Origin of the sequence: Zobellia sp. OII3 (assembly GCF_002211465.1) — a bacterium.
In the GTDB taxonomy this organism is placed as follows: Bacteria; Bacteroidota; Bacteroidia; order Flavobacteriales; family Flavobacteriaceae; genus Zobellia; species Zobellia galactanivorans.
Genome location: NZ_MWRZ01000002.1, coordinates 1 through 26,035 on the forward strand (window position 1 = coordinate 1; position 26,035 = coordinate 26,035).

At 42.6% G+C, this 26,035-nt stretch carries 23 protein-coding genes; 10 read left to right on the plus strand and 13 right to left on the minus strand.

What is annotated here, in order from left to right; genetic code table 11:
- A partial coding sequence (locus tag B4Q04_RS07135; protein WP_123772342.1) for a hypothetical protein occupies nt 1-378 on the minus strand: 378 nt, incomplete at its 3' end.
- A 208-nt stretch (nt 379-586) separates the two neighbouring features.
- Here B4Q04_RS07135 and B4Q04_RS07140 point away from each other — a divergent pair.
- Complete coding sequence (locus tag B4Q04_RS07140; RefSeq protein ID WP_201723381.1) at nt 587-2,032, plus strand: sulfatase; 1,446 nt, start codon at nt 587-589, stop codon at nt 2,030-2,032.
- Between the two features lie 10 nt (nt 2,033-2,042).
- On the opposite strand, the gene B4Q04_RS07145 is transcribed toward B4Q04_RS07140, so the two are convergent.
- The 6 genes from B4Q04_RS07145 to B4Q04_RS07170 all read right to left on the minus strand — a co-directional run bounded on the left by B4Q04_RS07145 (nt 2,043) and on the right by B4Q04_RS07170 (nt 9,481).
- Nucleotides 2,043-2,711: an SCO family protein gene (locus B4Q04_RS07145; protein WP_088696782.1), complete on the minus strand. Its 669-nt coding sequence runs from the start codon at nt 2,709-2,711 to the stop codon at nt 2,043-2,045.
- Nucleotides 2,712-3,219: 508 nt separating this feature from the next.
- On the minus strand, nt 3,220-4,575 hold the full coding sequence (locus tag B4Q04_RS07150) for a hypothetical protein (RefSeq protein ID WP_088696417.1): 1,356 nt from the start codon (nt 4,573-4,575) through the stop codon (nt 3,220-3,222).
- A gap of 253 nt (nt 4,576-4,828) precedes the next feature.
- Nucleotides 4,829-5,947, minus strand: a complete 1,119-nt coding sequence (gene dnaN, locus B4Q04_RS07155; RefSeq protein ID WP_013995157.1) for a DNA polymerase III subunit beta — start codon at nt 5,945-5,947, stop codon at nt 4,829-4,831.
- Nucleotides 5,948-6,077: 130 nt separating this feature from the next.
- The gene (gene gldG, locus B4Q04_RS07160; RefSeq protein ID WP_088696418.1) at nt 6,078-7,748 is read right to left on the minus strand and encodes a gliding motility-associated ABC transporter substrate-binding protein GldG; all 1,671 of its coding nucleotides are present in this window, start codon (nt 7,746-7,748) and stop codon (nt 6,078-6,080) included.
- A complete protein-coding gene (gene gldF, locus B4Q04_RS07165; RefSeq protein ID WP_013995159.1) occupies nt 7,748-8,479 on the minus strand; it encodes a gliding motility-associated ABC transporter permease subunit GldF in 732 nt (243 codons plus the stop codon). The genes gldG and gldF overlap by 1 nt, the downstream gene beginning before the upstream one ends.
- A 168-nt stretch (nt 8,480-8,647) precedes the next feature.
- Nucleotides 8,648-9,481 carry an S-adenosyl-l-methionine hydroxide adenosyltransferase family protein gene (locus tag B4Q04_RS07170; protein WP_013995160.1) on the minus strand — a complete coding sequence of 278 codons (834 nt, stop codon included), beginning with the start codon at nt 9,479-9,481 and terminating at the stop codon, nt 8,648-8,650.
- 290 nt (nt 9,482-9,771) lie between these two features.
- Here B4Q04_RS07170 and B4Q04_RS07175 point away from each other — a divergent pair, with 290 nt between their 5' ends.
- Nucleotides 9,772-10,725, plus strand: a complete 954-nt coding sequence (locus tag B4Q04_RS07175) for a PhoH family protein (RefSeq protein ID WP_013995161.1) — start codon at nt 9,772-9,774, stop codon at nt 10,723-10,725.
- Between the two features lie 38 nt (nt 10,726-10,763).
- Nucleotides 10,764-11,714: a phosphoribosylaminoimidazolesuccinocarboxamide synthase gene (locus B4Q04_RS07180; protein ID WP_088696419.1), complete on the plus strand. Its 951-nt coding sequence runs from the start codon at nt 10,764-10,766 to the stop codon at nt 11,712-11,714.
- Between the two features lie 4 nt (nt 11,715-11,718).
- Here the strand turns inward: B4Q04_RS07180 and B4Q04_RS07185 are convergent, their stop codons facing one another.
- Nucleotides 11,719-12,375: a PolC-type DNA polymerase III gene (locus tag B4Q04_RS07185; RefSeq protein ID WP_013995163.1), complete on the minus strand. Its 657-nt coding sequence runs from the start codon at nt 12,373-12,375 to the stop codon at nt 11,719-11,721.
- Entirely contained in the window at nt 12,375-14,300 is a 1,926-nt protein-coding gene (locus B4Q04_RS07190; RefSeq protein WP_088696420.1) for a DUF294 nucleotidyltransferase-like domain-containing protein, read from the minus strand. Before B4Q04_RS07190 ends, B4Q04_RS07185 begins: the two co-directional genes overlap by 1 nt.
- 190 nt (nt 14,301-14,490) lie before the next feature.
- Between B4Q04_RS07190 and B4Q04_RS07195 the strand changes: the two genes are divergently transcribed.
- Nucleotides 14,491-16,710 (plus strand): FUSC family protein, encoded by a 2,220-nt coding sequence (locus tag B4Q04_RS07195; RefSeq protein ID WP_088696783.1) that lies wholly within the window; start codon nt 14,491-14,493, stop codon nt 16,708-16,710.
- A gap of 122 nt (nt 16,711-16,832) precedes the next feature.
- On the plus strand, nt 16,833-17,267 hold the full coding sequence (locus B4Q04_RS07200) for an Hsp20/alpha crystallin family protein (protein ID WP_013995167.1): 435 nt from the start codon (nt 16,833-16,835) through the stop codon (nt 17,265-17,267).
- A gap of 84 nt (nt 17,268-17,351) precedes the next feature.
- On the opposite strand, the gene B4Q04_RS23080 is transcribed toward B4Q04_RS07200, so the two are convergent.
- Nucleotides 17,352-17,483 (minus strand): hypothetical protein, encoded by a 132-nt coding sequence (locus B4Q04_RS23080; RefSeq protein WP_262508228.1) that lies wholly within the window; start codon nt 17,481-17,483, stop codon nt 17,352-17,354.
- 85 nt (nt 17,484-17,568) lie between these two features.
- On the opposite strand from B4Q04_RS23080, the gene B4Q04_RS07205 reads away from it, so the two are divergent.
- From B4Q04_RS07205 to B4Q04_RS07225, 5 genes are all read left to right on the plus strand, one after another.
- Nucleotides 17,569-18,159, plus strand: coding sequence for a DUF6134 family protein (locus B4Q04_RS07205; protein ID WP_088696784.1), 591 nt, complete (start codon nt 17,569-17,571; stop codon nt 18,157-18,159).
- Between the two features lie 51 nt (nt 18,160-18,210).
- The gene (cls, locus tag B4Q04_RS07210) at nt 18,211-19,647 is read left to right on the plus strand and encodes a cardiolipin synthase (RefSeq protein WP_088696421.1); all 1,437 of its coding nucleotides are present in this window, start codon (nt 18,211-18,213) and stop codon (nt 19,645-19,647) included.
- A gap of 71 nt (nt 19,648-19,718) precedes the next feature.
- Entirely contained in the window at nt 19,719-20,495 is a 777-nt protein-coding gene (locus B4Q04_RS07215; RefSeq protein WP_013995171.1) for a patatin-like phospholipase family protein, read from the plus strand.
- 240 nt (nt 20,496-20,735) lie between these two features.
- Nucleotides 20,736-24,014 carry a PAS domain S-box protein gene (locus B4Q04_RS07220; RefSeq protein ID WP_088696422.1) on the plus strand — a complete coding sequence of 1,093 codons (3,279 nt, stop codon included), beginning with the start codon at nt 20,736-20,738 and terminating at the stop codon, nt 24,012-24,014.
- On the plus strand, nt 23,992-25,059 hold the full coding sequence (locus tag B4Q04_RS07225; protein WP_013995173.1) for a response regulator: 1,068 nt from the start codon (nt 23,992-23,994) through the stop codon (nt 25,057-25,059). Before B4Q04_RS07220 ends, B4Q04_RS07225 begins: the two co-directional genes overlap by 23 nt.
- A 19-nt stretch (nt 25,060-25,078) precedes the next feature.
- Here the strand turns inward: B4Q04_RS07225 and B4Q04_RS07230 are convergent, their stop codons facing one another.
- The 3 genes from B4Q04_RS07230 to B4Q04_RS07240 are packed head-to-tail and all read right to left on the minus strand — an operon-like array spanning nt 25,079 to nt 25,992.
- Nucleotides 25,079-25,309, minus strand: a complete 231-nt coding sequence (locus tag B4Q04_RS07230; protein ID WP_013995174.1) for a DUF6327 family protein — start codon at nt 25,307-25,309, stop codon at nt 25,079-25,081.
- Entirely contained in the window at nt 25,306-25,656 is a 351-nt protein-coding gene (locus B4Q04_RS07235; RefSeq protein WP_013995175.1) for a hypothetical protein, read from the minus strand. The genes B4Q04_RS07230 and B4Q04_RS07235 overlap by 4 nt, the downstream gene beginning before the upstream one ends.
- 6 nt (nt 25,657-25,662) lie before the next feature.
- Nucleotides 25,663-25,992, minus strand: a complete 330-nt coding sequence (locus tag B4Q04_RS07240; protein ID WP_013995176.1) for a YtxH domain-containing protein — start codon at nt 25,990-25,992, stop codon at nt 25,663-25,665.
- Between the last annotated feature and the right edge of the window lie 43 nt (nt 25,993-26,035).

Consider the following 26,035-nt stretch of genomic DNA (forward strand, 5'->3'; position numbering starts at 1 on the left):
GTCCAGACAAGTGGTGTAGAGGGTAAGCTGGGTACGGGATTGTTTCTGTTGATACTCCATACTTAAAGATAAGGAATATCGAACCTTGCGAGGTAAAGCTATCTTTAAGTATTGAGACAGTCTGACGCCCTTGTAAATATTTTGGTCTTCGCCGACATACCTGAAGTTTATAACAAGGATATTGTTTTTGAAAAAGCCGGTACCGGCTTGCTCTTGCTTCGCGCCGATAGTCCATTTGGCAACGATTCTGGCATTCCTGTCTAAAGATAAAACCAGTTTTCCTTTATACGAATGCGGTTCGGCATCTTGATTGCTTCCTATAATCGAATACTCGCCAACGAGGTCCTGAACGGTCATATCATTTTCTTTGGAGCGCAAAACTATTGAAAATTTAGTTGGGCTTTTTTCCTATCCTAGAATTTAAATTCCCCATTGCAATGCCGATATCTCTTGTTCTATCTATATTTCAATATATTTAGGGGGAAAGTAGTCGTGCCTTTTTTTAGAAGACCATAGGGAAAGATGTGAGAACACCTCCGGTCTTGAGTTCTCGATCTAAGATTACGGAGAAAAAAATATAGAGATAATGAAAAACGGAATAATGACCCTGGTGGCCCTTGGCCTAATATTGATAGGTTGCAAAGAGAAAAAAACGGGAGGAGAAGTACCGGAGGCTAAAGGTCAAACGAAACCTAAAAATGTAGTTTTTATTTTAGTCGATGATTTGGGGTGGAAAGATTTGGCTTGCTATGGTAGTTCCTTTTATGAGACGCCTAATATTGATAAGTTGGCGGCTCAAAGTAATCGGTTTACCAATGCTTATAGCCCCAATCCCGTTTGTTCGCCCAGTAGAGCGGCCCTAATGACGGGTAAATATCCCACTAGGGTAGGGATAACGGATTGGATTCCCGGTTATGAAAATAAAAATACCTTACTACAGGGGCCTGAAGACTTGTATGAATTGCCTTTGGAGGAAGTCACTCTTGCGGAAGTACTAAAGGAAGCGGATTATAAAACGTTTTTTGCAGGGAAGTGGCACTTGGGCGACACCGGTTTTTATCCGGAAGACCAAGGATTTGACATAAACAAAGGCGGTCATCACAAGGGGCGTCCGCCAGGAGGCTATTATTCGCCCTATAAAAACCCGAAACTTTCAGATGGCCCGGAAGGCGAATATTTAACCGACAGGCTTACTAATGAATCTATGGCGTTTTTAGAGGAGAATAAAGACCATCCGTTTTTATTATATCTATCCTATTACACCGTTCATACGCCTATTCAGGCCTCAAAAAAACACATAGCGAAATTCGAGGCAAAGAAGCAGGCCTTAAAAGATAGCGTGGCATTGTTCAAAAAAGAAGGAATAGGGCAAACGGTAATCAACCAATACAATGCAGCCTATGCTTCTATGGTATATGCACTGGATGAGAATGTAGGTAGGCTTCTGGAAAAAATGGAAGCTTTGGATATAATGGATAATACTTTGGTGATTTTTACTTCTGATAATGGAGGACTGACCACGCTTATGGCCAACCGAAAGGCGCCAACCAGTGTAAGACCGTTAAGAGCGGGTAAGGGTTGGGCTTATGAAGGAGGAATTAGGATCCCGCTTTTGATCAAGAGACCGGGACAAAAGCAGGGAAATGAAATTGATGCTCCTGTTATTAGTATGGACATGTTCCCTACAATCTTAAGCGAACTTGATTTGCCGCTTCGGCCAGATTTACATCAAGACGGAATCAGTCTTTCCCCCTTACTGGATGGAAAGGAAAATGTGTCCCATAAGAGTTTGTTTTGGGATTATCCGCATTATCACGGTAGTGGATGGACTCCAGGGCAAGCCGTTAGAAAAGGGGATTGGAAACTCATCTATTTTTATGAGGATGACCTCTATGAATTGTATAATTTGAAGGAAGATATCTCAGAGGAGCATAATGTGGCGCAAACCCGAGCAGATAAATTAGAAGAGTTGAAAGAAGCGTTAAAGTATTATAATGAAAAACTAGAGGCACCCAGGCCTACACGTAAATAAGGGCTTGGTTTTATAAATCCTCCTTTTGTAAGGTCTTGATATCAATGGCCAACCGGCTAACATCCTTGTCGCTTGTGCCGTTGTAAACACCCCGAATTCTATTCTTTTTGTCGATTAAAATAAAGTTTGGGGTATGGATAAAATCCTGTAACCCACCGTCCCCTTGATTTATCACGGCAAAGTAACTTTTACGGGCCAGCTCGTAAATGTGTTTTTTGTCGCCCGTGGTAATATGCCACTTTCCGTCAATGGCACCGTGTTTGTTGGCGTATTTCCTTAAAACCGATACGCTGTCAATTTCAGGGGTAACGGACATGGATAGAAACATCACATCATCGTCGTTCAGGAAGGCCTTTTGCAATTTTTTCATATGGTTGGCCATAATAGGGCAAATATTGGGGCACCGGGTAAAGAAGAAATCGGCCACGTAAATTTTGTCTTTGTAATTTTCTTGGGTAATGGGGGTATTGTTCTGGTCGATTAAACTGAAATTGGCGACCTTGTGCTTGTTTAAACTGCCCTGAATGGAAAGGTCTACTAATTCGGAATTGAAGTCGGTAGCGTTAAAAATAGGGAGTTTTTTCTCCGTGGAAAAAAGAAGGAATACAAAAAAGCCAACGCAAATAGGTAGTAAGGCTATGGCGATAAAAGAATACTTCGTTTTTTTTGATGCACTCATGGCATTGTTAAATTTATAGTACCGATGTTTCGATTTTTGTATCGGCATGCCCCAAGCCTTATAAAATTCGGCTTCAATGGTCTGGGCCTCCTCTTTTTTTTCCTTGGAGCCTTAAGCTCTGGTAGAGCCCCATAAGTAACCATCCGTTTTGCCTTAAGGTATCTAAATTCTCGGTATAAGTCTTTTCGACTTTTTACTATTCATGATATCAATGGTTCGGTTGGTGTCTATTTCGATGTTAGAAAGTTTAACATGGGCATAGGACCTCCCTTTTGAAATCATCCCAACCTAAGTTGCACAGAACTATGTAATTACTAATATATTAATTAAATAAAAAAAACAATGCAGTTCTGTGTAAAGCGAAGTGTTTTATGTTCGCTTGACCCCGTTTTTTGTGTAAATGGAATAGGTATAAACGAGAACAAGCCCCAAAAAAGGGCTTGTTCTTAAGTGTGTTAAAAGAGCAAGGTGTTAACCTTATATGGCTTGCGATAAAACAATTTAACGATTAGGGTTGATAAGAAGGTAGCTCAACAACGTATGATTCTACAGATTTGCCATCTTCGCTACCGCTCCAATCCGAACCAAAAAGTACGCGTGTTCCTGTGGGACTGATGACGGCATGTGGCTCACCCCAATAACCGAATTCGTCCTCGTCCGCCCTGTGGTGTCCAATACGGTATACTTCTACATTTCCAGGTTCAACCCGGGCTATGACCAATTCTTGGTCTAAAAGTTTTTGTCCGTCTTTTTCAAAACCGACCATAGAGGCTGCGATCCATCCCGGATTTTTATGGGCTACGGCAGAAATATGCGTACCACTTTTAGGATAATCATACCCTAAATCTTCAGATATTACGGGGATACAATCGCCCGTATTCAAATCATAGGCAATGATATTGCCCAAACAGCCTCCACGCGGACCTTCGCCAAAACTCACTGAAAAATCGGTATCGCTTCCGTTGGCCATTTGACCCAAACACGAATGTTCGGGCTTATTTTTATTCAGTTGGGCCTTTAAATTGCCATTAGTATCGTATGAGGATACATTGTGGTAAAAAAGATTACCGCTCGGAGCAGGCATGGCGGCCGTATAATTAACATCGCCTACCTTGAGAAGGGTTAGTTTTTTGGTCGAAAAGCGATAGGAGTAGGTTTGGTCGTTATTACAGCGGAAACCTATAACATCTGAATCCCACGACATCATCTGTACATCGTTGCCCATACTGATGCTTCCGTTACAGCCTGTAAGTTCTTTAAGGTTTACCATGATTTCTTTGTTACCCGATGACACGGTATACTTTATAAAATCGTCGGTAGATTTATCGAGGTAATATAGAATGTCGGCTTCGTTAAAATCCCAAAACAGCTGCTCTAGGTCATCGGGGCGAACATCGTCGAGGTTTCTGATAAAGGCATAGGTCTTACCGTCTAGTAATTGATGTACGCCATTGGTCTGGTCGTATAGGATCATTCTGCTCTCATCGGCATTCCATGCTTGAATGGTACTGTACATGGGTTTAATGACACTACCGTTGCCGCCATTTGAGATTCTACGGATGATCGTTCCAAAGGATGGGTCGACAATGGTCTTTAAGTATTCGGGCTTTGCTACATCTTGCATGGGGTGTGGCTCTAAATCGTTAGCGATTAGTTCCGTAGCTACATCAATAGGGGTTTCGTTTTCGTCCTCGGTATTTTCATCGGTATCTTCCTCTTCCTCGGTGTTCTCTTCTTCGGTAGGGGTTTCCGTTTCTTGTTCCTCGGAATCGTCATTCGTAACCAAGCCTAAGTTGTCGTTCGTACAGCTTATAACACAGAAACCGATGCTTAATAAGAATAGATAAATCTTCAACTTTTTCATACAATTTTAATTTCGGGGTTTAAAGATGTACGAAATAAACGACGGTCTAGTTGTTGTATTATAATTTTTTTGAAGGAATAAGGGAATGGTAAGCTGGTGATTTACTTCGTTTTATGCTTCTTCCTTTAGAGATTGGCAGGCGCATCAGGGCATTCCGACTTAATATAGGGCAGAATGAAGCGTAAGGATTTTTTTCAATAAAAAAAGCCCCGGAACATATTCCAGGGCTCTACTTTATATTGGGGTAATGTTCTTAGCTATTAAGCATAACCGGCATAACCAACATGGTTACATTTTCACCTTCGTCAAGTCCGTCGATAGGGGTAAGGATACCTGCTCTGTTCGGCAAGCTCATTTCCAAGGAAACATCATCGGAATTGAGATTGTTCAACATTTCGGTCAAGAATCGGGAGTTAAAGCCAATTTGCATATCGTCACCTTGGTAAGAACAGGTCAAACGCTCTTCGGCCTTGTTGCTGTAATCGATATCCTCGGCAGAAATATTCAATTCGGCCCCTGCGATTTTTAAACGTATTTGGTGGGTAGTCTTGTTAGAGAAAATAGCGACCCTTTTTACCGAGCTCAAAAATTGATTTCGGGCAATAGAAAGTACATTAGGATTCTCCTTAGGGATTACTGCTTCGTAGTTCGGATATTTTCCATCGATCAAACGACAGATAAGTTCGGTATTTTCAAAACTGAACTTGGCATTACTGTCATTGTATTCGATAACGACATCAGATTCGCTACCGGACAAAATTCCCTTTAAGAGTGTTAAGGGTTTCTTCGGCATTATAAATTCGGCTACTTGCGAAGCCGTAACATCCGTTCTTTGGTATTTTACCAATTTGTGGGCATCGGTAGCGACAAAGGTTAGGTTTTCGGGTGAGAATTGAAAAAAGACACCGCTCATCACCGGCCTAAGGTCATCGTTACCGGCCGCAAATATGGTTTTGTCAATGGCCGTGGCCAAAATATCGCCGAGAAGGGTAGTAGAACTAGGGTTGGCCAGTTCAACGGCTTTCGGAAATTCGGCACCATCTGCATAGGCCAAGGCATACTTACCATGGTTTGAGCTGATCTCTACCGTATTGTTATCCTCTACAACAAAGGTCAAGGGCTGTTCGGGAAAAGTCTTTAGGGTTTCCAATAAAAGACGCGCCGGAACGGCAATGGTCCCTTGGTTGTCAGAATCCACATCCAGTACCGAACTCATTGTAGTTTCAAGATCCGAAGCGGAGACCGTTAGTTTATTGTTGTCAAGGTCGAATAAAAAATTATCTAAAATAGGTAGCGTGTTGCTATTGTTGATAACACCACCTAAAACTTGTAACTGCTTTAAGAGATACGTACTGGATACTATGAATTTCATAGGAGAATCGTTATTTCAATTTGTGGGATATAGTGTCTAAAAATGTCTCGAAATTAAACCAAGTTCCGAAAAACTCAGTGAAACAAAGATATTTGAAATGCATTTTTTACCGAAACAAACTTATTAACATCTAGGCCCCGTATTTGCGCTTTCTAAAATAGTTGAAAAATGCCCCAAAAAGAAGTGTCAATCCTACGGGAAGCCCAATATTTATTAGCTGCCAATAGCTTTTTTGGTCGACAATCTTTTTGGCGTCCATGAGGGGTACGGCCACTTTTTTATTTCGAATGTTTATAAGTCCTTTTTCGTCTAAAAGGTAATTCATGGCGTTTATTAAAAATTCTTTGTTTCCATAATAGTTGTTTGTCCACTTGTCGTAACCCAATTCCAAGGGCCTATTGTTCCGTACCTGATTGCGTATGATGTCGCCATCCGAAATTACCAACATGGCATTCTCTTGACCTTGGTCAAGGGTGCCTTTCAAGGCTACCGGCTTGACCCGATTGGCGAATGCCGATGTAAATTTACCGGTGATAAGAACGGCCAAGGGGTTGTTGCCCTTGTTGTAGCGTTCTTTGTCGGGAGGGGTGTTTAGGTCTATAAGGTCTAGACTGATTTGCTTAGGTGTACCGTCTAATTTTGACAGGGGCGAACTCGACAGTAGTATGGTCTTTTTATTGCTATTGGCCAAGGTATCTATAGAGTTGGCAAATTGAAACCGTATGGCCTCAAGGTTATTGTTTATAGGATGGTCGTTTTTTGAAAAGACCATCGGGTGGTAATACCAAGGAACGGGATTGTACTGTGAATCGTTTCCTTCTCCCGATGCAATTACGATTTGGGTGAAATACATATCGTTCACCAAATTGCCGTTGACCCGTACACCGTACTTAAAGAAGAAATCGGTAAGGTTTAAGTCCCTCGGAAGCGCCATGGCCGTGCCACTTTGATTAAAAAGGCTGTCCAATTCCATATTCACCTGGTCGATAAGCCACATCGACTTGCCCCCGTTTACGATGTATTGGTCGAGCACATATTTTTCGGCATCGGTAAAGGCTTCGGTAGGTTTGGCGATCAGGGCAAGGTCAAATTCCTTTAATTGGTCTAGGGTCCCCTGCGGATTGTTGGCCACCGAATCAAGTGTAATGGCACCTATATTATAATACTCACGAATGGAGGTGAGAAAATCAGCGATATAAATATCATCAAGTTCGCCATTCCCCTTTAATATGGCAATTCGTTTTTTCTCGGTAAGGTTTACCTTGGCAAATGCATCACTAAAGGCATATTCCAAGTTCTGTACAGAATTGTTGACCCGGTCCTCGGTGGAGGCCCCTAACTTATTCTTGAGCAAGGGCACCTTAACGGTCTTGTTCTTATAGTTGACCATGGCCCAAGGAAAAACGATTTCTTGTGACACCTTGCCACTGTCCTCTACGGTAACTTGTGCGGGTTTTAGGCCCAATGCCTGTAGGTCGGTAAGTGTGCCTTCAATGTTTTCGGTATCTTCAAGCGGGTCTACAAAATTGAATTTTATATTGTTGTTCTTACTGGCGAATTCCTCCAGCAACTGGCGTGTCTCGGTCTTTAGTCTTAAGAATTCAGGAGGGAGGTTGCCCTCCAGGAGCACATCTACGATAACCGGTTGGTCAAAATTTTCTACCGTGTTCAAGGCTTCCTGCGATAGGGTATACCTTTGGTCTTCGGTAAGGTCAAAACGGGTATACACCCAACCGGAGGCAAAATTGATTATCAGTAGAACGATCAATGCGGCAACTACGCCAATAGCATTTTTCTTCATTATCGGTTTGTGTTTTTAAGCTTTTCTACCGTAAGAAAAAGAAAGAAAGCGGTCAAGGAAACAAAATAAACCAGGTCTCGGGTGTCGAGTACGCCCCGGGCAATACTCTCAAAGTGATGTTTCATACCCAATTTTTGAACAAAAACAACGGTTTCACTGGTATCCATAATGGTAGCCAGACCTTCAAAACCATAATACAGTATAAAACAAAGTACGAGCCCCGTAATGAAGGCTACGATCTGGTTTTCCGAGAGCGTAGACGCAAAAAGCCCCACGGCGGTATAACAGGCCATTAGGAATAGGGTCCCGAAATACGAACCTATGACCAGTCCCGTATCTATATTACCTGCCGTAGTGCCCAACTGGGATACGGTGTAAGCATAAAGCAAGGTCGGGATCAGGGCAATTACTCCCAAAGCCAAGGTGCCCAGAAATTTACCTAAAACGGTTTGCCAAAGGGTAAGTGGCTTGATAAAGAGCAATTCTAAGGTGCCTAGTTTTTTCTCCTCCGAGAAACTTTTCATGGTAATGGCGGGAATCAAAAAAAGAAAGACCCACGGGGCCAACAGAAAAAAGTTGCCCAAATCGGCAAATCCGTAGTCGAAAATATTGAACGGTCCCTTGAAAACCCATAGAAACAGTCCGTTGAGAACAAGAAAAAGGCCGATGACCAAATACCCTATGGGCGAAGTAAAGAACGATTGTATTTCACGTTTGAAAATGGCGAGCATATATAAAGCTTCTAGATTGTGGTGTATTTCTTCCGGTCGGTCTGAAATACAGCTAGGTTTGAGGTTGTTTTATGATGAAAGCTTAAAACCATGTCATCAAATTTATAAACAATTTCAATTTAAACCAGTATTTGTTCGATTCATTCTTAATCGGTTTGTAGGTGATTTCTATACAAAGCTAATGGTAACGGTATCCCTGTAATCGAGTCCGAGTAGGGTAGAGGCCCCACCTACGGTGTTCAGGTCACTTTTGTATATGGACAATTGCACATATCCGGCACTGTTAAAAAGGGCCAAAAGATCACCAGCTCCCTTACGCTGGCTTCTTTCTAGGTCAAAATTGATAATGTCACTATACTTATTATGTATTTTCTTGATTTTGGTCGTACGGGCGTTGAGTTCAAAATCGCGTCCCTTACGGTAGGCTTCAAAATAGTTCCTATGGATATTGGTCACCACGTTTCCGTAGTTGTCTATATAGATAACGCTGCCGATGATTTTGTTGCCGTTATCGGTGGCGCTGGGGGCAAATTCCCTAAGCTCCTTCAATCCGTCAAAAGGCTTGCCCACAACTTCCAAGGTACCTCCACGGGCAATATGGCAGGCTACCTGTACAAAAACGTCAAGCACGGGAAAGGAACCGTGGCTGGGGTTGGGTATGTTCAGTTCCACGACTTTTTCGGGCTGGACCTCACTGGTAATGAGTCCGATCACCCCATTGTTGGCACTGATAAAATAATGGCCGTTTACTAGAACCGCAATATGTTGGTTTTCTGGGGTGGGTTCCGAATCTACACCAACGATATGTATGGTGCCTTCAGGAAAATGTTTGTAGGCATTCTCTAAGATATAGGCACATTCCTGAATGTTGAACGGACTTATATCATGGGAAATATCAACTATTTTTGCATCGGAGAGCTCTTTATAGATAGTTCCCTTAAGGGTACCGACAAAGTAGTCTTTTAGACCAAAATCTGTAGTAAGCGTTATAATCGGAGTCATGAATTCTTTTCATTTATATCAAGAAAAGTAGGTGTTAAACGAGCTTGGGAGGGTCGGACGATGAGGCGTGCAACGGTAATAACTACGCTAAACCGATATAGAAAGGAATGCAAGATGCTACTGGAAAATGTAAAAATCTGATTATTTAAGTTCGCTATCATACAGTAATGTTGATATGTTTTAGTTAGGCAAACTGAAATTTTCGTTAAGTTTGTTAAACAAAATTATAACAAAAAAACAGTCAGGCGAAATATTATGTTCACGGGCTCTCATTTTAACACCTCCACTTTTTGAACGAACTGATAATAGAACTTACAGAGATTAGCCCACGCGAATTTTTCGGGCAACAAAATCAAAATATAGATTTACTAAAAAAGTATTTTCCAAAGCTCAAGATCGTAGCAAGGGGAAGCAAAATTAAAGTCTACGGTGATGAAGAACTCCTCGAAGAGTTCGAACGCCGCTTTGATATGCTTACCGCCCATTTTGGCAAGTACAATAAATTAGACGAAAATAGCATTGAACGTGTGCTGACCAGCAATACGTCCCAAGACTATGAGTCTCCCGAGAACAGTGGGGAAACTTTGGTACATGGGGTTAATGGCCGTCTTATAAAACCACAGACCCTCAATCAACGAAGGTTGGTCGATGCGGCCAAGAACAACGATATGGTCTTCGCCATTGGCCCGGCAGGTACGGGAAAGACCTATACCGGCGTAGCCTTGGCGGTTAAAGCCTTGAAGGAAAAGCAGGTAAAGCGCATTATCTTAACAAGACCTGCAGTCGAGGCCGGTGAGAACCTAGGCTTCTTGCCAGGGGATTTAAAGGAGAAATTAGATCCCTATATGCAACCTTTGTACGACGGACTTAGGGATATGATACCTTCGGAAAAGCTGGCCCACTTGATAGAGAACGGAATCATTCAAATAGCCCCATTGGCCTTTATGCGCGGACGTACCTTGGATAATGCCTTTGTTATTTTGGATGAGGCCCAGAACACGACCCATGCACAAATGAAAATGTTCCTTACCCGTATGGGAAAGAACGCCAAATTTATGATTACCGGTGACCCCGGACAGATCGATTTGCCGAGAAGGGTGATTTCAGGACTCAAGGAAGCCCTTTTGATCCTTAAAAATACCCAGGGCATTGAAATTGTTTATCTCGACGATAAAGATGTGATTCGTCATAAGCTGGTAAAAAAGGTGATTGACGCATACAAGAATATAGAACACCAAAATTAATACGAAACCCTCTTTTAATAGAAAATTACCCGCATAGAATGAGCAGTACCATTACAGATACGAATTTTGAATTTCCTGGCCAGAAAAGTGTTTATAAGGGCAAGGTACGTGAAGTATATGAACTTGATAATGGAATCTTGGTCATGGTTGCCACCGATCGCCTATCGGCCTTTGATGTGGTAATGCCCAAAGGTATTCCTTATAAAGGGCAGATCCTGAATCAGATCGCCACTAAAATGATGGATGCTACCAAAGATATCGTTCCCAATTGGTTAATGGCTACGCCAGACCCCAATGTAGCGGTAGGACACGCCTGCGAGCCTTTCAAGGTGGAAATGGTCATTAGGGGCTATCTTTCGGGGCATGCGGCCCGTGAATACAAAGCAGGTAAGCGTATGTTGTGCGGCGTGGCCATGCCAGAGGGAATGAAGGAAAACGATAAATTCCCCAACCCCATTATTACCCCGGCTACCAAGGCTGAAATGGGAGATCACGATGAGGATATTTCTAAAGAGGATATTTTAAAAAGAGGTATCGTCTCTAAGGAGGATTATGAAGTTTTAGAGCAATATACACAAGCCCTTTTTGAAAGGGGTACCCAAATTGCGGCCGAAAGAGGACTCATACTGGTAGATACCAAATACGAATTCGGAAAGACCAAGGACGGTAAGATTGTTTTGATAGACGAAATCCATACGCCCGATTCTTCGCGTTATTTCTATGCCGACACCTATGCGGAATTACAGGAAAAAGGCGCGCCCCAAAAACAATTGTCGAAAGAGTTCGTACGCCAATGGCTTATTGAAAACGGCTTTCAGGGGCTTGAAGGGCAAACCTTGCCCCATATGACCGATGAGTATATAGAAACGGTTTCCGAACGTTATATCGAACTGTACGAAAACATAACGGGCGAAGCTTTTCAAAAGGCCGATATATCGGATATCCAAACCCGTATTGAAAAGAACGTGTTGGCTTATTTAAAGGCTTGAAGGCTTACTTCAGTAGTTTTTTAACCGAAAAATTTTTCTTTGTTTTTAATTTTTGCAGAATCTTCATAAAGGCAATGGCGGTAATGTAGGCATCGCCTAGTGCCGTATGCCGGTCTTTTTTGGAGATATCGAATTTTTCGGCCAGCTCATCGAGTGAATATTGGGGCTTGACCGGTAACAGTGGCGATTGGATCAGGGTTCGCTTGTAAAGGACGGAAGTATCTAGAAACTTGTTCTTTAGGTCGGGCATCCCGTGCCGGTTGAGGGCCTTGTTGATCATGGTTCGGTCGAAGCCGGCATGATGGGCCACAAGAACCGAATTGCCGATGTAATCTAAAAATTGGATCAGGGCATCCAACTCCGTAATACGTTCCTTGGGCTCTTCCTGTAAAATACCGTGTATCTGAATGTTCTCGGCATGATAGAAATGCTGGTATAGATAGACCTCAAGACTTTGGTTTACATTGATATGGTTGTTCTGAAGGCTTAGTGCCCCGATAGATAAGATACGGTCGGCTTCGTAATCAAAGCCCGTAGTTTCCGTATCGAGTACCACAAAGCGGATCTTTGAGAGGTCGTTCTCCGGCTTGGCGTTGAACCGCTCTAAGTAATCCATCCAAAAATCGGGATAGTTCTTTTTTCGTTTTTTAAACAGGTTCATTAGCCCAATAGGTTTGTCACTTTAAAGCGTATTTTTAGAAGCTCCTGGAGGTCTTTAATGGTTTTAAAGCATCGCTTCAACTTGATTTTTTCTTCTTTGGTCAATTTGTTAAGCGCTATAAAACGCCCCGAGTCATTGTGTAGGAGTCCATGTCTGGTCCTGAATTTTAAAAGGGCTTTTGTAGCGTACGAGCAGGCCATGAACAATTCCTCGTTGTTGGGCTCCAGTTCGGCCAATTTTTCAAATCGCTCCGCCGTATTGTTGATCGACTTTACCTTATGGGAGAGGGTCAACACACGTGCACCATCGATCAAGGGCATCAAGGCCCTTCGTTTTACATCGAAAAAGTCTTTGTACTCGCCATCTTCCTCTACCAAGAAACTTCTGAAAAAACCACTAGGGGAAGGACTCTGCAATGCGCCACTGGCCAAGTGTAAAAAGAAGTTCGGGAATTTTTCCGTCGTATCGAATATGTGGGCACTAAGCTCGCTTACCAAATCGGGATCTCCGTACGATAGGTTGTAATCAAAAAATATGGAAGACAACAAGACCTGGTCAGGACCGGGATTGGTGATCCAATGGTAAATCCGCTCCTTCCATTCCGAAATACTGGAACACCACTCGGGGTTGGAAGCCATCATTTCAGCAGGGCAGTACTCATAGCCTATACTAAAAAGACCTTTTGTGACAATCTTGGATAGATTTAAAAAATAGGCTCGGGTCGACCTTAATAAATAATCGGGTACGTCTTCAAAGACCAAGGCGTTATCTTGATCTGTATGCAGTAATTGTTCGCTGCGCCCTTGGCTGCCCATGGCCAACCAGGCAAATTTAACCGGAGGAGGACTCTCCATCTTATCAAGTGCGATCTTGATGATCTGTTTGATGCACGCATCGTTAAGTTCCGATATGATTTTCGAGGTCAGGGTGAGGGGGATGTTCTGGTCGAGATATCCTTGAAGCAGGTTCATGATCTGCCGGCGTACGGCCTTTAGCTTTTTGAAACCATTGGCACGTTTGATGGCCTTGATCAATACCGCAGGGTTGTTGCCCAACTCGAACATGATATCATGCTTGCTTATGATACCTACGGCCTCTGTATTCGGTGTACCATCGAAGGTTAGGCATAGATGGCTGATGTTACTCTTCATCATGGCCATCTGGGCCTGGGTCACGGTCATTTTTTTCGGATAGGTAATAACTGGGGAGCTCATAATGCTTTTTGCCCTTGAGGTGATAGGAAAGAGTCCCGTTGCAATTTTATTCCTAATGTCCTTATCCGTTATGATTCCCACGGGAAGCTTGTCTTTTAAGACCAACATAGCCCCTACTTTTTTTTCGGTCATGGTAGAGGCAATGGTTTTGATCATGGTGTTTTCGGTGCAGGTGACCAGCTTTTTTGAATAGTGGACGCACTGCAGGTCTAGGAGTTGATTGTCGCCTACCTTAGCATTTTCTGTCGATTCGGAGGCCCCGTAGAGTTTGCCCCTATGACTCTTTGAATAGGGATTTCTGGTGTTCGACGCAAAGCTTTCGATAAGAAAGGTGCCTACTTCGTCGTACTTTTTTATGATTGGTTTGAAATCCACTATCGGGATGGCGTAAAGAATGGTCTCTTCGTAGGCCTTGGCCCCGATCTTATAATTTTCATTGGCAATAAGCGGCCTCAGTCCGAAGATGTCACCCTCGTCGCACAGGTCCACGACCTCGTCATTGGGTTCTTTGGTGAGTATGACCGCCCCTTTGTGCACGACATAAAAATACTTGTGCGCTTCTTCATCGATGGCGAAAATAGCCTCTCCCTTTACTTTGTAGACAATGCTTATTTCTTCCGATAGGCTTTCTATTTCTTTGATATCTATTTCATTGAAGGGGGGATAGTTTTTTAAAAAATCGGCGACCCTTGCTGAAATCGTGTTCTTCATACGGCTAATTTAGAGCTAAAGTTAGGTCAGGATTTGCATTAAACAAAGTAAAACCGACTAAAGAAACGGGTGTTAATAATCTTTGGCCCCTCCTTGTCGTTCTAGGGGGAGATTCTTAAAAGAAGCTATCGCAGTTGATGTGAAGCCCTGTTTATAGCTTATCTTTGCCATGGTAAAGGGCCGTTTCAGTATGTTGAACAATACCATCGCAGTAAACTTTAGGGAACTCTTACAGTTTTTGAAAAGCACCGATTTTTCAAAGGCCATATTGGTGGCGGTTGCCGTTACCGTCCCTATTTTATTGGGATTGTATTTCGATCGGCTCGAAATTGGACTGGCACTTTGTTTTGGGGCTTTTTGGAGCTCGCCCAGTGATGTCAGTGGTAGTTATAGGCATAAAAAGATCGGTATTCTTTGCTCTGCCGCATTGGTGGTCGTGGTTACCTTTATTGGGGGCTATCTCGATTTGAACCTGTTTGTCTTGATTCCCGTTTTGGGGCTGCTGACCTTTACCATAGCTTACCTCTCCGTTTTTGGCTTTCGGGCTTCATTGATCAGTTTTTCGGGGCTTTTGGCCTTGGTATTGAGTTTTGCCCATGAACTTCAAAATCTGGAGGTATATCAGTATGCGCTCTTTGTCGGCTTGGGCGGTCTGTGGTATTTGTTTTTGGCCGTCGTTTGGCACCGTATCAACCCCACAGGGGAAGTTGAAGAGGTGTTTACGGAAACTTATCTTTTGACGGCAAAGTTCCTGCATATCCGGGGGCGCTTGATCGAATCAAATACCAAGCGAGATGACTTACTTTCCGAATTACAGAATATACAGGTTCAGCTCACCGAGAACCACGATAGCTTACGGGAGATGCTTATCGTCTCGCGAAAAAGTTCCGGACAATCCATGTACAACGGAAAACGGTTATTGGTACTTACCCAGTTGGTCGAGATGCTAGAAACGGCCATTTCCAACCCCGTCAACTATGCGAAGATGGATGATATTTTTTCAAGGCATCGAGGATACATGGAAATGTTTCAAAGGCTTATGTTCCGAATTTCCGACCAATTGGAAAAAATCGGCCATGCCGGTAGTGATAGGAGGAAGTTGCCGAACAATAGGGAGTTGAAAGAGTGTGTTGGGAGAATCAAGGAAGAGATTACCAAATTAAGGTCCATACCGAAGAACGAAAACTTGGAAGGCTTTTTAATGCTTCAAAACCTTTTTGAATATCAGGAGAAGCAGGTGGAAATGCTGAGAAAGATCAAATGGCTGCTCGATGACCCCAAACCCGAGGAACTAGAGTTGATCGACGAAGAATACGCCCGTAAATTTGTAGCCTTGCCCGATTATGACCCCAAGGTACTTGTTCAGAACTTTAGTTTTGCCTCGTCTATATTCAAGCATGCTTTGCGCTTGGCGGTCACCGTAATGATCGGTTACGGGGTGGGTACGATTTTTGAGTTTCAGAACCCGTATTGGATCTTGTTGACCATCATCATTATCCTTAGGCCAAGTTACGGCCTTACCAAGGCCCGTTCAAAAGACAGGATCATAGGAACCCTTATCGGAGGGGCCATTGCATTTGTTATAGTTTCCCTTGTACAGAATACCTATGTTTTTGCCGTGTTGGGCATAGCCTCCTTGGTAGCTGCATTTTCTATGCTACAGCGGAATTATAAAACGGCGGCTACCTTTATCACCTTGAGCGTGATATTCATTTACGGTATTTTAAGACCCGATATTTTGACCGTCATCCAATTTCGGATCCTCGATACGGTAGTGGGCGCGGCATTGTCGTTTTTGGCCACCTTATGGCTTTGGCCTACATGGGGCTTTCTGAACATCGCTAAGAATTTTGAGGACTCTTTGCGGGCCCACAAGAACTTTTTAATTGAAATAGGCCGTTTTTACAGTGCGAAGGAAAAATTGCTTGCCCCGCTTCGCGTTACCCGAAAGAAAGCTTTTGTAGAAACCTCTAACCTGAGTTCTGCCTTTCAACAAATGGTCCAAGAACCTAGGTCAAAGCAAAGGAATATAGACGAGGTGTATGAGTTTGTGGCGCTTAGCCATGCTTTTTTAGCCTCCTTGGCCTCTTTAAGTTCTTACATACAGAACCACAACACTACGGAAGCTTCCGAAGGTTTTAAATCGGCCATAGCCCAAATAGGGGAGAATATGGATCGGGCCATGCATAGCTTGGCCCATGAAGGTGAAAATACTGATTTTTCAATCAAAAACCTTGAACGCTCCTTTGAGGACAATCGTTCTAGGTTCGATACGATTGCCTGGGATTTTGAAAATGCCGTAAAGACCGGTAAGGTGAGAAATTTGCAGGAAGCCTATCTCATACTCGAACAGTTGCGTTGGCTCTTTTCCCTTAGTGGTAAAATGTTGAAATTGAGTTCGAAGATCTAGTTTTTCAAATACTTCTTTATTTTTTTTGTTAAAATCCTACATCCTGACCTAGGTCATTCTTTTGGTTGTGCTTCCATTATACTTTAGCCGTACGTTAATTGTTTAACTAAAAAGTTGATATTATGTCACTAATTAAATTTAACAAAAGACCCTGGGGAAATCTTGTAAGTAATGATTTTTTCAACAACGACGATTTTTTTAATGGAGGTTCTTGGTTGGGAAAACTAGAAGAGCCGGCCATGAATGTTAAGGAAAACGAAGATAATTTTGAAATTGAACTTGCGGCACCTGGTTATGACAAGAAAGATTTCAATGTGAGTATCGATAATGGATGCCTGAACATTTCAGCGGAAAATTCCAATGTCAAAAAAGAAGAGGAAGATAACTATAGCCGTAAGGAGTTTAGTTATACCTCTTTTCAAAAATCACTCCGATTGCCTGAAAGCGTAGCCGACGATAAAATAAAGGCGAGCTATAAAGATGGCCTTCTCAAATTCAAAATTGCCAAAAAAGAAGAAGCCAAAAAACACAGTCCGAAAACTGTAGAGATATCATAAGAAACACTAATCGTTAGAACAGCCTTCTTATCAAAACCTGTATGCGTCCATGTAGGTAGGTTAGATATGAGGGCTTTCTTTTTGTTATAATTCTTCTTCTTCTTCTTCTTCTTCTTCTTCTTCTTCTTCTTCTTGGGTTTGACGATAAACCCCCTGACCTGCCATATGTAAGGCGCCATTAACCTTTGATCGGCGTTTGGTCCAAAAAAACTTCACTTTCTTTTATGATATTGGTCAGGGAGAGACCGTATTTAATTACGGTAATTTGTACAAATACAAATACCCTACTATATTTAACATTATGGTCAAATACGTAATCGGACTTATTTTTTGCATTGGTCTTATGGGCGATAGCCTTGTTCCCGTTACGGTATTGCAATACGATATCTTAATGAAAAACAAGCTTATAGGGAGTTTAGAAGTAAGCCGAAAGACCGTGGGCACCGTAACTACTTATCAGAGTTTTACCAGCATCAAAACCAAGCTATTGACACCGATAGCGGTAGACTATAAGTATGATGTAAGCTTTGACAATGACCACCTTCAAAAGGCCAATGTCAATATTTTGGTCAACAATAGGCCCCACGCCGAGACAAGTACTTTGTGGAAAAATGATCAATATCGTATCCTAAAGAACAAAAAGGAAAGTAACTTGAAAGATTCTATCGACTATACCACTATATTGCTGTACTTTAAGGAGCCAAAGCATATCGATTATTGCTATTCGGAACAAGATGGTACTATGAATACCATAGTGGCCCTAGGAAACCATAGCTACAAGAAAATCAATGCGAATGGCAAGGAAAACTTATACTTTTATAAAAAAGGTATTTTGCATCATGCTACTATTGATGGAGGTGTGGTTAATTTTGAAATGCGCATCAGTGAGTAGGTCTTCAGGAAAAGATGATTTGTTTGCATTGGATAAAATAACATTTGGAATATGACCATCGCACTTATCGTTTACTTTTCGTTGGCCCTGTTCTTGGTAGGCAGGTTACTGCTCTATGGTATACGCCCCACTAAGACCCTTGCTTGGCTTTTGGCCATCTTTACCATACCGGTCGGCGGTATGTTGTTCTACTTCGTTCTGGGGCGTAACAGAAGAAAAAACAAGTTTTACCGCCTTAAAAAGACCGAAGAGATATCGGCATACCTAAAAACGGTCGAGGCCTATTGTGATGACATAGATCGAAATAATGGGGTGAACGTGCCCGAACCGATAAAAGGCCACATCAAATTGGTAAAGCTCATAGCCAAAAACTCCAGCTTTTTACCCAGTTTAGGTAATGAGCTGACCCCCTTAAAAGATGGGCCGGCAACCTTTGACGCCATTTTTCAGGCTATGGAAGGTGCCCAAAAGTTTATACATGTTCAATACTATATTTTTGAGGAAGGTGAACTGGCCAATCGGTTTCTGGCCCTTTGGCAACGAAAAATAAAGGAAGGGGTTGAAATCCGTTTCCTATACGACGGTTTGGGAAGCAATACCTTAAGTAAGGCCTATGTCAACCAACTCAAGGAATCAGGGGTAGAAGTATTTAGTTTTTTGCCCATTCGGTTCAAAAGGCTGCTCTCGTCCATTAATTACCGAAACCATAGGAAGATCGTGGTGGTTGATGGGCATACCGCCTTTACGGGCGGTGTTAACGTATCGGACAAGTACATTAACGGTGACCCGGTGTTGGGTACTTGGCACGATATGCATTTGCGACTTAGGGGGCCTATAGTCAATAGCCTTCAGGCGGTATTTGCCATGGACTGGAGTTTTGCCAGTGGCAAGGACGATATGCTGACATTGTCGTATTTTTCGAACATACCCAAGATTGGAAAATCTATTGTACAGACCGTTTCGAGCGGCCCTGATTCCGATTTTCCGTCGGTGCATCAACTGTATTTTTCATTGATCAACAGCGCCAAAAAGTACATCTACATCGTAAACCCCTATATTATTCCGGGGGAAGCCCTTATGGAAGCTTTACAGGTAGCCGCTTTGGGCGGGGTCGATGTCAGGATCTTGCTTTCATCCAACTCCGATAGTTTTTTGGTCAGATGGGGCGTACGCTCGTATTTTGAAAACTTTTTGGAAGCCGGGGTTAGAATTTACCAATATCCTGACGGTTTCTTGCACAGTAAACTCATGTTTACCGACGATGAACTGACGACCATAGGTACCGCCAACCTCGATGTGAGGAGTTTTGAACAAAATTACGAGGTCAATGTTTTGGCCTATGATAAAGAACTGACAAAGCAGCTGAAACGTGATTTTTTAAATGATTGCAAAATTAGCCAAGAAATAAATTATAAGGAATTTACACGGCGACCCAAGTCCGAGCGTTTTAAAGAGGGACTCGCCAAAGTATTTAGTCCCGTCTTGTAATATGACCTATGATTTGGATCATATTTAGATAGAGGTATAGTTCGTAAATTTCCACAATTAGCGCAAAACAAATGAATATAGGTCTTGTACTTTCAGGAGGAGGAATTAGGGGAGTGGCGCATATTGGCGCTATAAAGGCTTTAGAGGAGCACGGGATATTCCCAACACATATATCGGGTACCAGTGCCGGAGCCATAGTGGGAGCACTCTATGCGGGAGGTGTCGGTTGGGCCGAAATATTACATTTTTTTAAAACCATCCCCCTATTTCGTACACAGAAGTATGCCCGTAGCAAACCGGGCTTTTTAGATACGGAGAAGTACTATGATAATTTCAAGGAATTTTTTCCCAAGGACGATTTTAGTGTATTAAAGAAACCGCTCTACGTAACGGGTACCGACATCATAAAGGGTACGCTCAAAATATTCCATAAGGGGCAACTCATTCGACCAGTATTGGCCTCGGCTTCCTTTCCGGGAATGTTTACCCCTACAAAAATAGGTGACGCTTATTATATTGACGGAGGGGTCCTCAATAATTTCCCCATTGAACCGCTAAAGAATAAGTGCGATAAAATTATCGGGGTCTATGTCAATCCACTGAAAAAAATAAGAATGGAAGATCTAAAACATTCTTATACTGTCGTGGAGCGGGCCTATAAATTGAAGTCCGCTTCCGAATCCATGCTAAAATTCGCGGAATTTGACATGATTATCTCCCCTGAAGGTCTTTCCGCTTTCGGCACCTTCGATATGAACAGCATCGATGCCATATTTGAATTGGGCTATCGGGCCGCTAAAAAAAATCTTGAAGAAAACGACGTAGCATTGCAGTTTACGGTTGAATAGTATAGCAAATAGTGTCGGTTAAAGTAGAAATCATGACAAAGGTCATGTTTCTATAAGGAGGACCATTATATATTTGTTAAAATCATACATGGACGCTTTTTTCCTCTATAGTATTCGGAGCGTACTACGCCCCACTATTCGGAGTCGGTCTAGGTATGCATATTTATAGGCCCAATTTTGCAACGTGGCCCCGCCTTTTTTGTAATTTAGTTTGAAAATAAGGCTTCTAGACTGTACCCAATGGTAGAAAAACTAAAAGACAATGACCTTTTCAAAGGAATATTTGAATCTTCGGTAGAAGGTATTATTGTGGTGGACTATAAGGGGCGCATTTTCAGGGCCAACCCTTCAGTAGAAAAAATGTTCGGCTACGGACCGGGTGAATTGGCCCATAAAACGGTAGAAGACCTTGTGCCGGGCCAATATGGAAAATCCCATCAAAACCATAGAAAGAACTTTGCCAAAAAACCTACGTCCCGACCTATGGGAAAAGGAGGGAATCTATGGGCCCTGAGAAAAGACGGCTCACAGTTTCCTGTGGAAATCAGTTTGAGTCCGACCCAAATCAACGATGAAAACGTTGTGGTTGCCTTTGTCATAGATATAACCGATCGTTTATTGGCTGAAAAAAAGGCCGCCGTCAGTGCCGAGAAAATGAACGAGGCACAAAGTTTGGCCCATATCGGTAGCTGGGTATGGAACCTGAGGACCAATGAAAGAAACTGGTCGGATGAATTTTATAGAATATGCGGCCTGCCTCCTGGTGATAAGCGGTTAAATGTTGATACGGTCCTACAATTCATTCATCCAGACGACCGTCAAGCTACCATAGATGACATTGCATACGCCATTGAAAACCAAACTTCCTATTCCAACAATAAAAGAATGGTCAGAACCGATGGTAGCATACGATATATCACGGCAAGGGGTAAGGCCTCATATGACAATGAGGGCAAGCCCTTGGAATGGTTCGGCACCATACAAGACGTCACGGAACAAAAGGCAACCGAACAGCAACTCGAAGAAAACCTGACCAAGAACAAAGCTTTGCTAGAGGCTTTGCCCGATATGATGTTTATATTGGATTATGAAGGGGAATTTCTTGACTACTATGTACCCGAACCCGAAAAATTGTTCGCTCCGGCGTCTAGTATAATAGGGGGGCATATAAAAGAACTCTTGCCGCCCCATATTTGCCAAGCGATTCGCGATGGAATCGATAAAACTATTAAAACTAACGAAATACAATTTGTAGAGTACAATTTTGACGGGGAGAAGGGAAGGCAATTTTACGAAGGCCGTATTGTCCCTATGGACAAAAACCGCCTTCTGACCATTATCCGTGATATTACGAACGAAAGGGCCATAGAGAATATTCTATATGTGCGCAATCAGGCTCTGGCGGCAACGGCCAACGGGATTATTATTTGTGATGCCCGAGAGCCCGACCATCCTATTATATATGCCAATGAGGCCTTTTGTAAGACCACGGGATATGATGAGGACGATTTTATGGGGAAGAATTGTCGTTTCTTACAGCGTGAGGACAAGGATCAGTTCGAGATCAAATTAATGTCCGAGGCTATTAGAAATGGAGAGGATTGCCGTGTGGTGTTGCGTAATTATAGAAAAGATGGTTCCTTGTTTTGGAACGAGGTGAGTATTACGCCCATATACAATGAAGAAAAGGTGTTGACCCATTTTGTTGGGGTACATAACGATGTTACGGCCCATAAGGTAGAGGAGTTTTTTAAGATCGGGCAATCCCATGTTATGGATATGATCATTCAACATGAACCATTGGAACACATTGCCTATAAAATTGTAGAGACCATTGAAACCGCCATTCCCAATTGCCATGGGTCAATTCTGTTATTGGATAAGGAAACGGGCAGTTTAAGGCAATTGGCGGCACCAAACGTGCCGAAAAGCTTTACGGATGCCATTGAGGGAATGCAAATAGGAGCAGAAAACGGGTCTTGTGGTGCAGCGGCCTATTTAAAAAAAGAAATCATTGTTTCCGATACCTCTAGTGATCCGCTTTGGAGCGCATTTAGGGAATTGGCCGAGGAAGCCAACCTTAAGGCGTGTTGGTCCTTCCCTATATTTTCGTCCAACCAAGAATTGCTGGGCACCTTTGCCATTTACTTCAATGTTTCGAGAATACCGCTCGATACCGAAAAGGAAATCATATATAATATCACCCAGGCCACAAGTGTGGCCATTGAGCAGCACAATATCAGCGCAGCGCTACGGAAGAGTAGGGAAGAACTGGCCGTCTATGCCGAAGCACTGGAAAACAAGGTGGCCGAACGTACCGTTGAATTAAAGGATATGGTGCGGAAGTTGGTGGAGTCGAATATGAATCTCGAAGATCAAATTCAGATTACCAAGACCGCCGAAAACAGTGCTATTGCCAGTCAAGAGTTGTTGGTTACCATTTTTAGAAATTTTCCCAAGGGCTTTGTAGGGGTAGTCGATATGCATTTACGTGTAGTGTTCATAGAGGGCGAAGATCTCGATACACTCAATTTCAGGAAGGCTATACAAGTGGGGGATACCATTGACGAGTTAAACAATGTTCCTGCCGAACTAAAGAAAAAAGTGAAGCAAAACGTACTAAAGACCTTAAAAGGCGAACATCGCTCCTTTGAGGCGAAAGTACAAGGCAAATCGTATTTGGTCAATACCACCCCTTTGTTCAATGAGGAGCAAGAGGTGGTTCAGGCCTTGATCGTCTATAATAACATTTCCGACCAAAAACGGGTAGAGGTCGAGATTCGCAATACGCTGCAAAAGGAAAAGGAACTCAACGAGTTGAAATCTAGATTCATTTCAATGGCTTCCCATGAGTTCAGAACTCCCTTAAGTGCCATTCTATCGGCAACCAACCTTATTGAAAGGCGAAATGGCGACGGTCAGGAAGAAAAGCGAACAAAGTATATTCAAACCATAAAGGGCAGTGTGAAAAATTTGGTAGACATACTGAACGATTTCCTATCTTTAAGTAAATTGGAAGAGGGCAAGGTAGTGGCCCAGCCCATCTTGTTCGATTTTGTTGAATTTATAGAGGTATTGGTAGAAGAGGTCCAAGGTGTGAAAAAGAACGGACAGACCATAGATGTCATTAACAGCCGTTCGCGTATAGAAGTAGGGCTTGACACTAAATTACTAAGACATATTGTACATAATTTATTGTCTAACGCCATAAAGTATTCTGAAGAGCACAAGCCTATTACGTTAAAAATCGATACCAAGGACGATAAGCTTTTTATTGAGGTTGCGGATCGGGGTATCGGAATACCGGCAGAGGATCAAGATTACCTGTTCCAGCGTTTTTATCGGGCAAAAAATGCCACCAATTTTCAAGGTACAGGGTTAGGTTTGAACATTGTAAGGCAATACACGCTTTTAATGAACGGAACTATCAGCTTTCGGAGCCAACTTGGCCAAGGCACCACTTTTATCGTAGAACTCCCCTTAAATCTTTTGACAAATGAAAAAAATACTGCTTATTGAAGACAATTACGATGTACGTGAAATGACCGCGGAAATTCTGGAACTTGAAAATTACCGGGTAGCCACCGCCGAAAACGGAAAAATCGGTATTGAAAAGGCGAGGTCTTTCGCCCCCGACCTAATTCTTTGCGATATAATGATGCCCGAAATGGATGGTTATGGCGTTTTTGAACAACTGAGCCAAGACCAAAAAACGGCCTGTATCCCCTTTATCTTTTTAACGGCCAAATCGGAAAAATCCGATTTGCGGAAGGGAATGGCCATGGGGGCCGACGATTACTTGACCAAACCTTTTGAGGCCATAGATTTGATCGAAGCCATAGAGGCACGGCTCAGGAAGAATTCCTTTTTGCGCAAAGAATTTTCAAGAAATGTACAAGGCATCAATGATTTTATAAAGGAGGCTTCAAAATATCAAAACCTAAAAGATCTTTCGGCTGACCGTAGCTTGACCCAGTATAGGCCTAAAGAAGAGATTTTTTCGGAAGGGAGCATGGCCCATAATCTCTACTTTATACAAAGTGGGGAGGTTAAAACGTACAAGCACAATGAAAACGGTAAAGAGTATGTGACCGGCATGTTCAGTGCGGGCGATTTTATAGGGCAACTTTGTGTCTTGGGAAGTTCGGGTATGTATACGGAAACGGCCGTGGCCCTTAGTCACTGTGAAATATGTAGTATTCCCAAGAAAGATTTCACCCAACTGTTGTTCAACAATAAAGAGGTATCGCATAAGTTTATCGGTATGATCTCGAACAATGTTCTTCATATGCAAAACCAATTGATGGGCATGGCCTTCGATTCGGTACGTAAAAGGGCCGCTACCGCTTTGTTGGAACTGTACGATAAAGGGCTTATCAAAGATGATGATATGGGTATCAGTATCTCTAGGGAAGATTTTGCGGGCTTGATCGGTACGGCGACGGAGACGGCCATACGGGTACTATCGAGTTTTAAGGATAAAGGATTGATCCAATTGGGCGAATCGCGTAGAATTATACTCTCGGATAAAAAACAATTGCAACAGGTGGCCGACTTTGGCTAGTTGACCTGCTAGGTTAAGGCTATGACTTCCGCCCTAGGCGACGTAGCCATTCGAGTCCCTTGCTCAGGGCAAAATCGATTAACGACCGTTTAATGTCAAAGCTTGCGGTTTGTATCATTTGCCTTGGCTCGAGGTGGTCTTTGGTGATTTTTAGGTCAAGTTTCAAGCTTTCCTTCGCAATTTCACGTTGGAGTCGTAAAATTTTCAGATCATGGTCTATTTCCGAAAACGAACTATATTTTTTTGTCATGGCCGGTCGAAATAATGTTTTGAGAATTTTTGTAGCAATGGCCGCTGCAATACACTTCTGAAGAAATAAAAGATAAGGGCTACAACTATATAAAAAGCGCCCACGATCAAAAAGCCCGAATAGAAACTTCCCATAGCCTCATTAAGGGCGAGGGAGATACCCAAGGATACCATGGACAAGGCTAAAAATAGTACAGCCCCTATGATTAAAGATTGGGCCAGGGTCGTAATGGAACCCATGAGTACTTTAAAGAATTTGAGCTTGTAATATTCTTCGCTGGTTTCAAGATAAGACCTCATATCCGCATCTACGTCAATGAGGTCTTTTTTTAATGTTTCAAATGCCATATCGCACTATTTGTGTAGTTGGGCGTTTTTCTTCTTAAGGTCTTCCAGTTTGCGTTCTAAAGTAGATATGATATCATCGGCCTTGTAACTCATATTGCTAATGGTCTCATCTAATTTTTGTTCGAACTCTTCTTTCTTTTCGTTGGCCGTTTTGGTCAGTTCGTCTTTGGCATGTGCCATTCGTTCCGTTAGGTCGTGTTTGGCATCCAAAGCCTTGTCTTTGATTTTATGTCTTGTTTCAACTCCTTTGTCGGGGGCATAAAGTATTCCGATGCCCGCACCGATTGCTGCTCCTGTCAATAGAGCAAGAAGAATGTTTCCACTATCGTTTGCCATGATTTTTGTTTTTAATTAGTATGAATTGTGAATGGTAAAGTTA

Coding starts and splice junctions, on each gene's coding strand:
- B4Q04_RS07195 (WP_088696783.1), top strand. CDS start 14,491: ATGTTGAACAATACCATCGCAGTAAACTTTAGGGAACTCTTACAGTTT.
- B4Q04_RS07190 (WP_088696420.1), bottom strand. CDS start 14,300: ATGAAGAACACGATTTCAGCAAGGGTCGCCGATTTTTTAAAAAACTAT.
- B4Q04_RS07200 (WP_013995167.1), top strand. CDS start 16,833: ATGTCACTAATTAAATTTAACAAAAGACCCTGGGGAAATCTTGTAAGT.
- cls (WP_088696421.1), top strand. CDS start 18,211: ATGACCATCGCACTTATCGTTTACTTTTCGTTGGCCCTGTTCTTGGTA.
- B4Q04_RS07185 (WP_013995163.1), bottom strand. CDS start 12,375: ATGAACCTGTTTAAAAAACGAAAAAAGAACTATCCCGATTTTTGGATG.
- B4Q04_RS07180 (WP_088696419.1), top strand. CDS start 10,764: ATGAGCAGTACCATTACAGATACGAATTTTGAATTTCCTGGCCAGAAA.
- B4Q04_RS07225 (WP_013995173.1), top strand. CDS start 23,992: ATGAAAAAAATACTGCTTATTGAAGACAATTACGATGTACGTGAAATG.
- B4Q04_RS07205 (WP_088696784.1), top strand. CDS start 17,569: ATGGTCAAATACGTAATCGGACTTATTTTTTGCATTGGTCTTATGGGC.
- B4Q04_RS07215 (WP_013995171.1), top strand. CDS start 19,719: ATGAATATAGGTCTTGTACTTTCAGGAGGAGGAATTAGGGGAGTGGCG.
- B4Q04_RS07150 (WP_088696417.1), bottom strand. CDS start 4,575: ATGAAAAAGTTGAAGATTTATCTATTCTTATTAAGCATCGGTTTCTGT.
- B4Q04_RS07240 (WP_013995176.1), bottom strand. CDS start 25,992: ATGGCAAACGATAGTGGAAACATTCTTCTTGCTCTATTGACAGGAGCA.
- B4Q04_RS07235 (WP_013995175.1), bottom strand. CDS start 25,656: ATGGCATTTGAAACATTAAAAAAAGACCTCATTGACGTAGATGCGGAT.
- dnaN (WP_013995157.1), bottom strand. CDS start 5,947: ATGAAATTCATAGTATCCAGTACGTATCTCTTAAAGCAGTTACAAGTT.
- B4Q04_RS07140 (WP_201723381.1), top strand. CDS start 587: ATGAAAAACGGAATAATGACCCTGGTGGCCCTTGGCCTAATATTGATA.
- B4Q04_RS07170 (WP_013995160.1), bottom strand. CDS start 9,481: ATGACTCCGATTATAACGCTTACTACAGATTTTGGTCTAAAAGACTAC.
- B4Q04_RS07145 (WP_088696782.1), bottom strand. CDS start 2,711: ATGAGTGCATCAAAAAAAACGAAGTATTCTTTTATCGCCATAGCCTTA.
- gldF (WP_013995159.1), bottom strand. CDS start 8,479: ATGCTCGCCATTTTCAAACGTGAAATACAATCGTTCTTTACTTCGCCC.
- B4Q04_RS07220 (WP_088696422.1), top strand. CDS start 20,736: ATGGTAGAAAAACTAAAAGACAATGACCTTTTCAAAGGAATATTTGAA.
- B4Q04_RS07230 (WP_013995174.1), bottom strand. CDS start 25,309: ATGACAAAAAAATATAGTTCGTTTTCGGAAATAGACCATGATCTGAAA.
- gldG (WP_088696418.1), bottom strand. CDS start 7,748: ATGAAGAAAAATGCTATTGGCGTAGTTGCCGCATTGATCGTTCTACTG.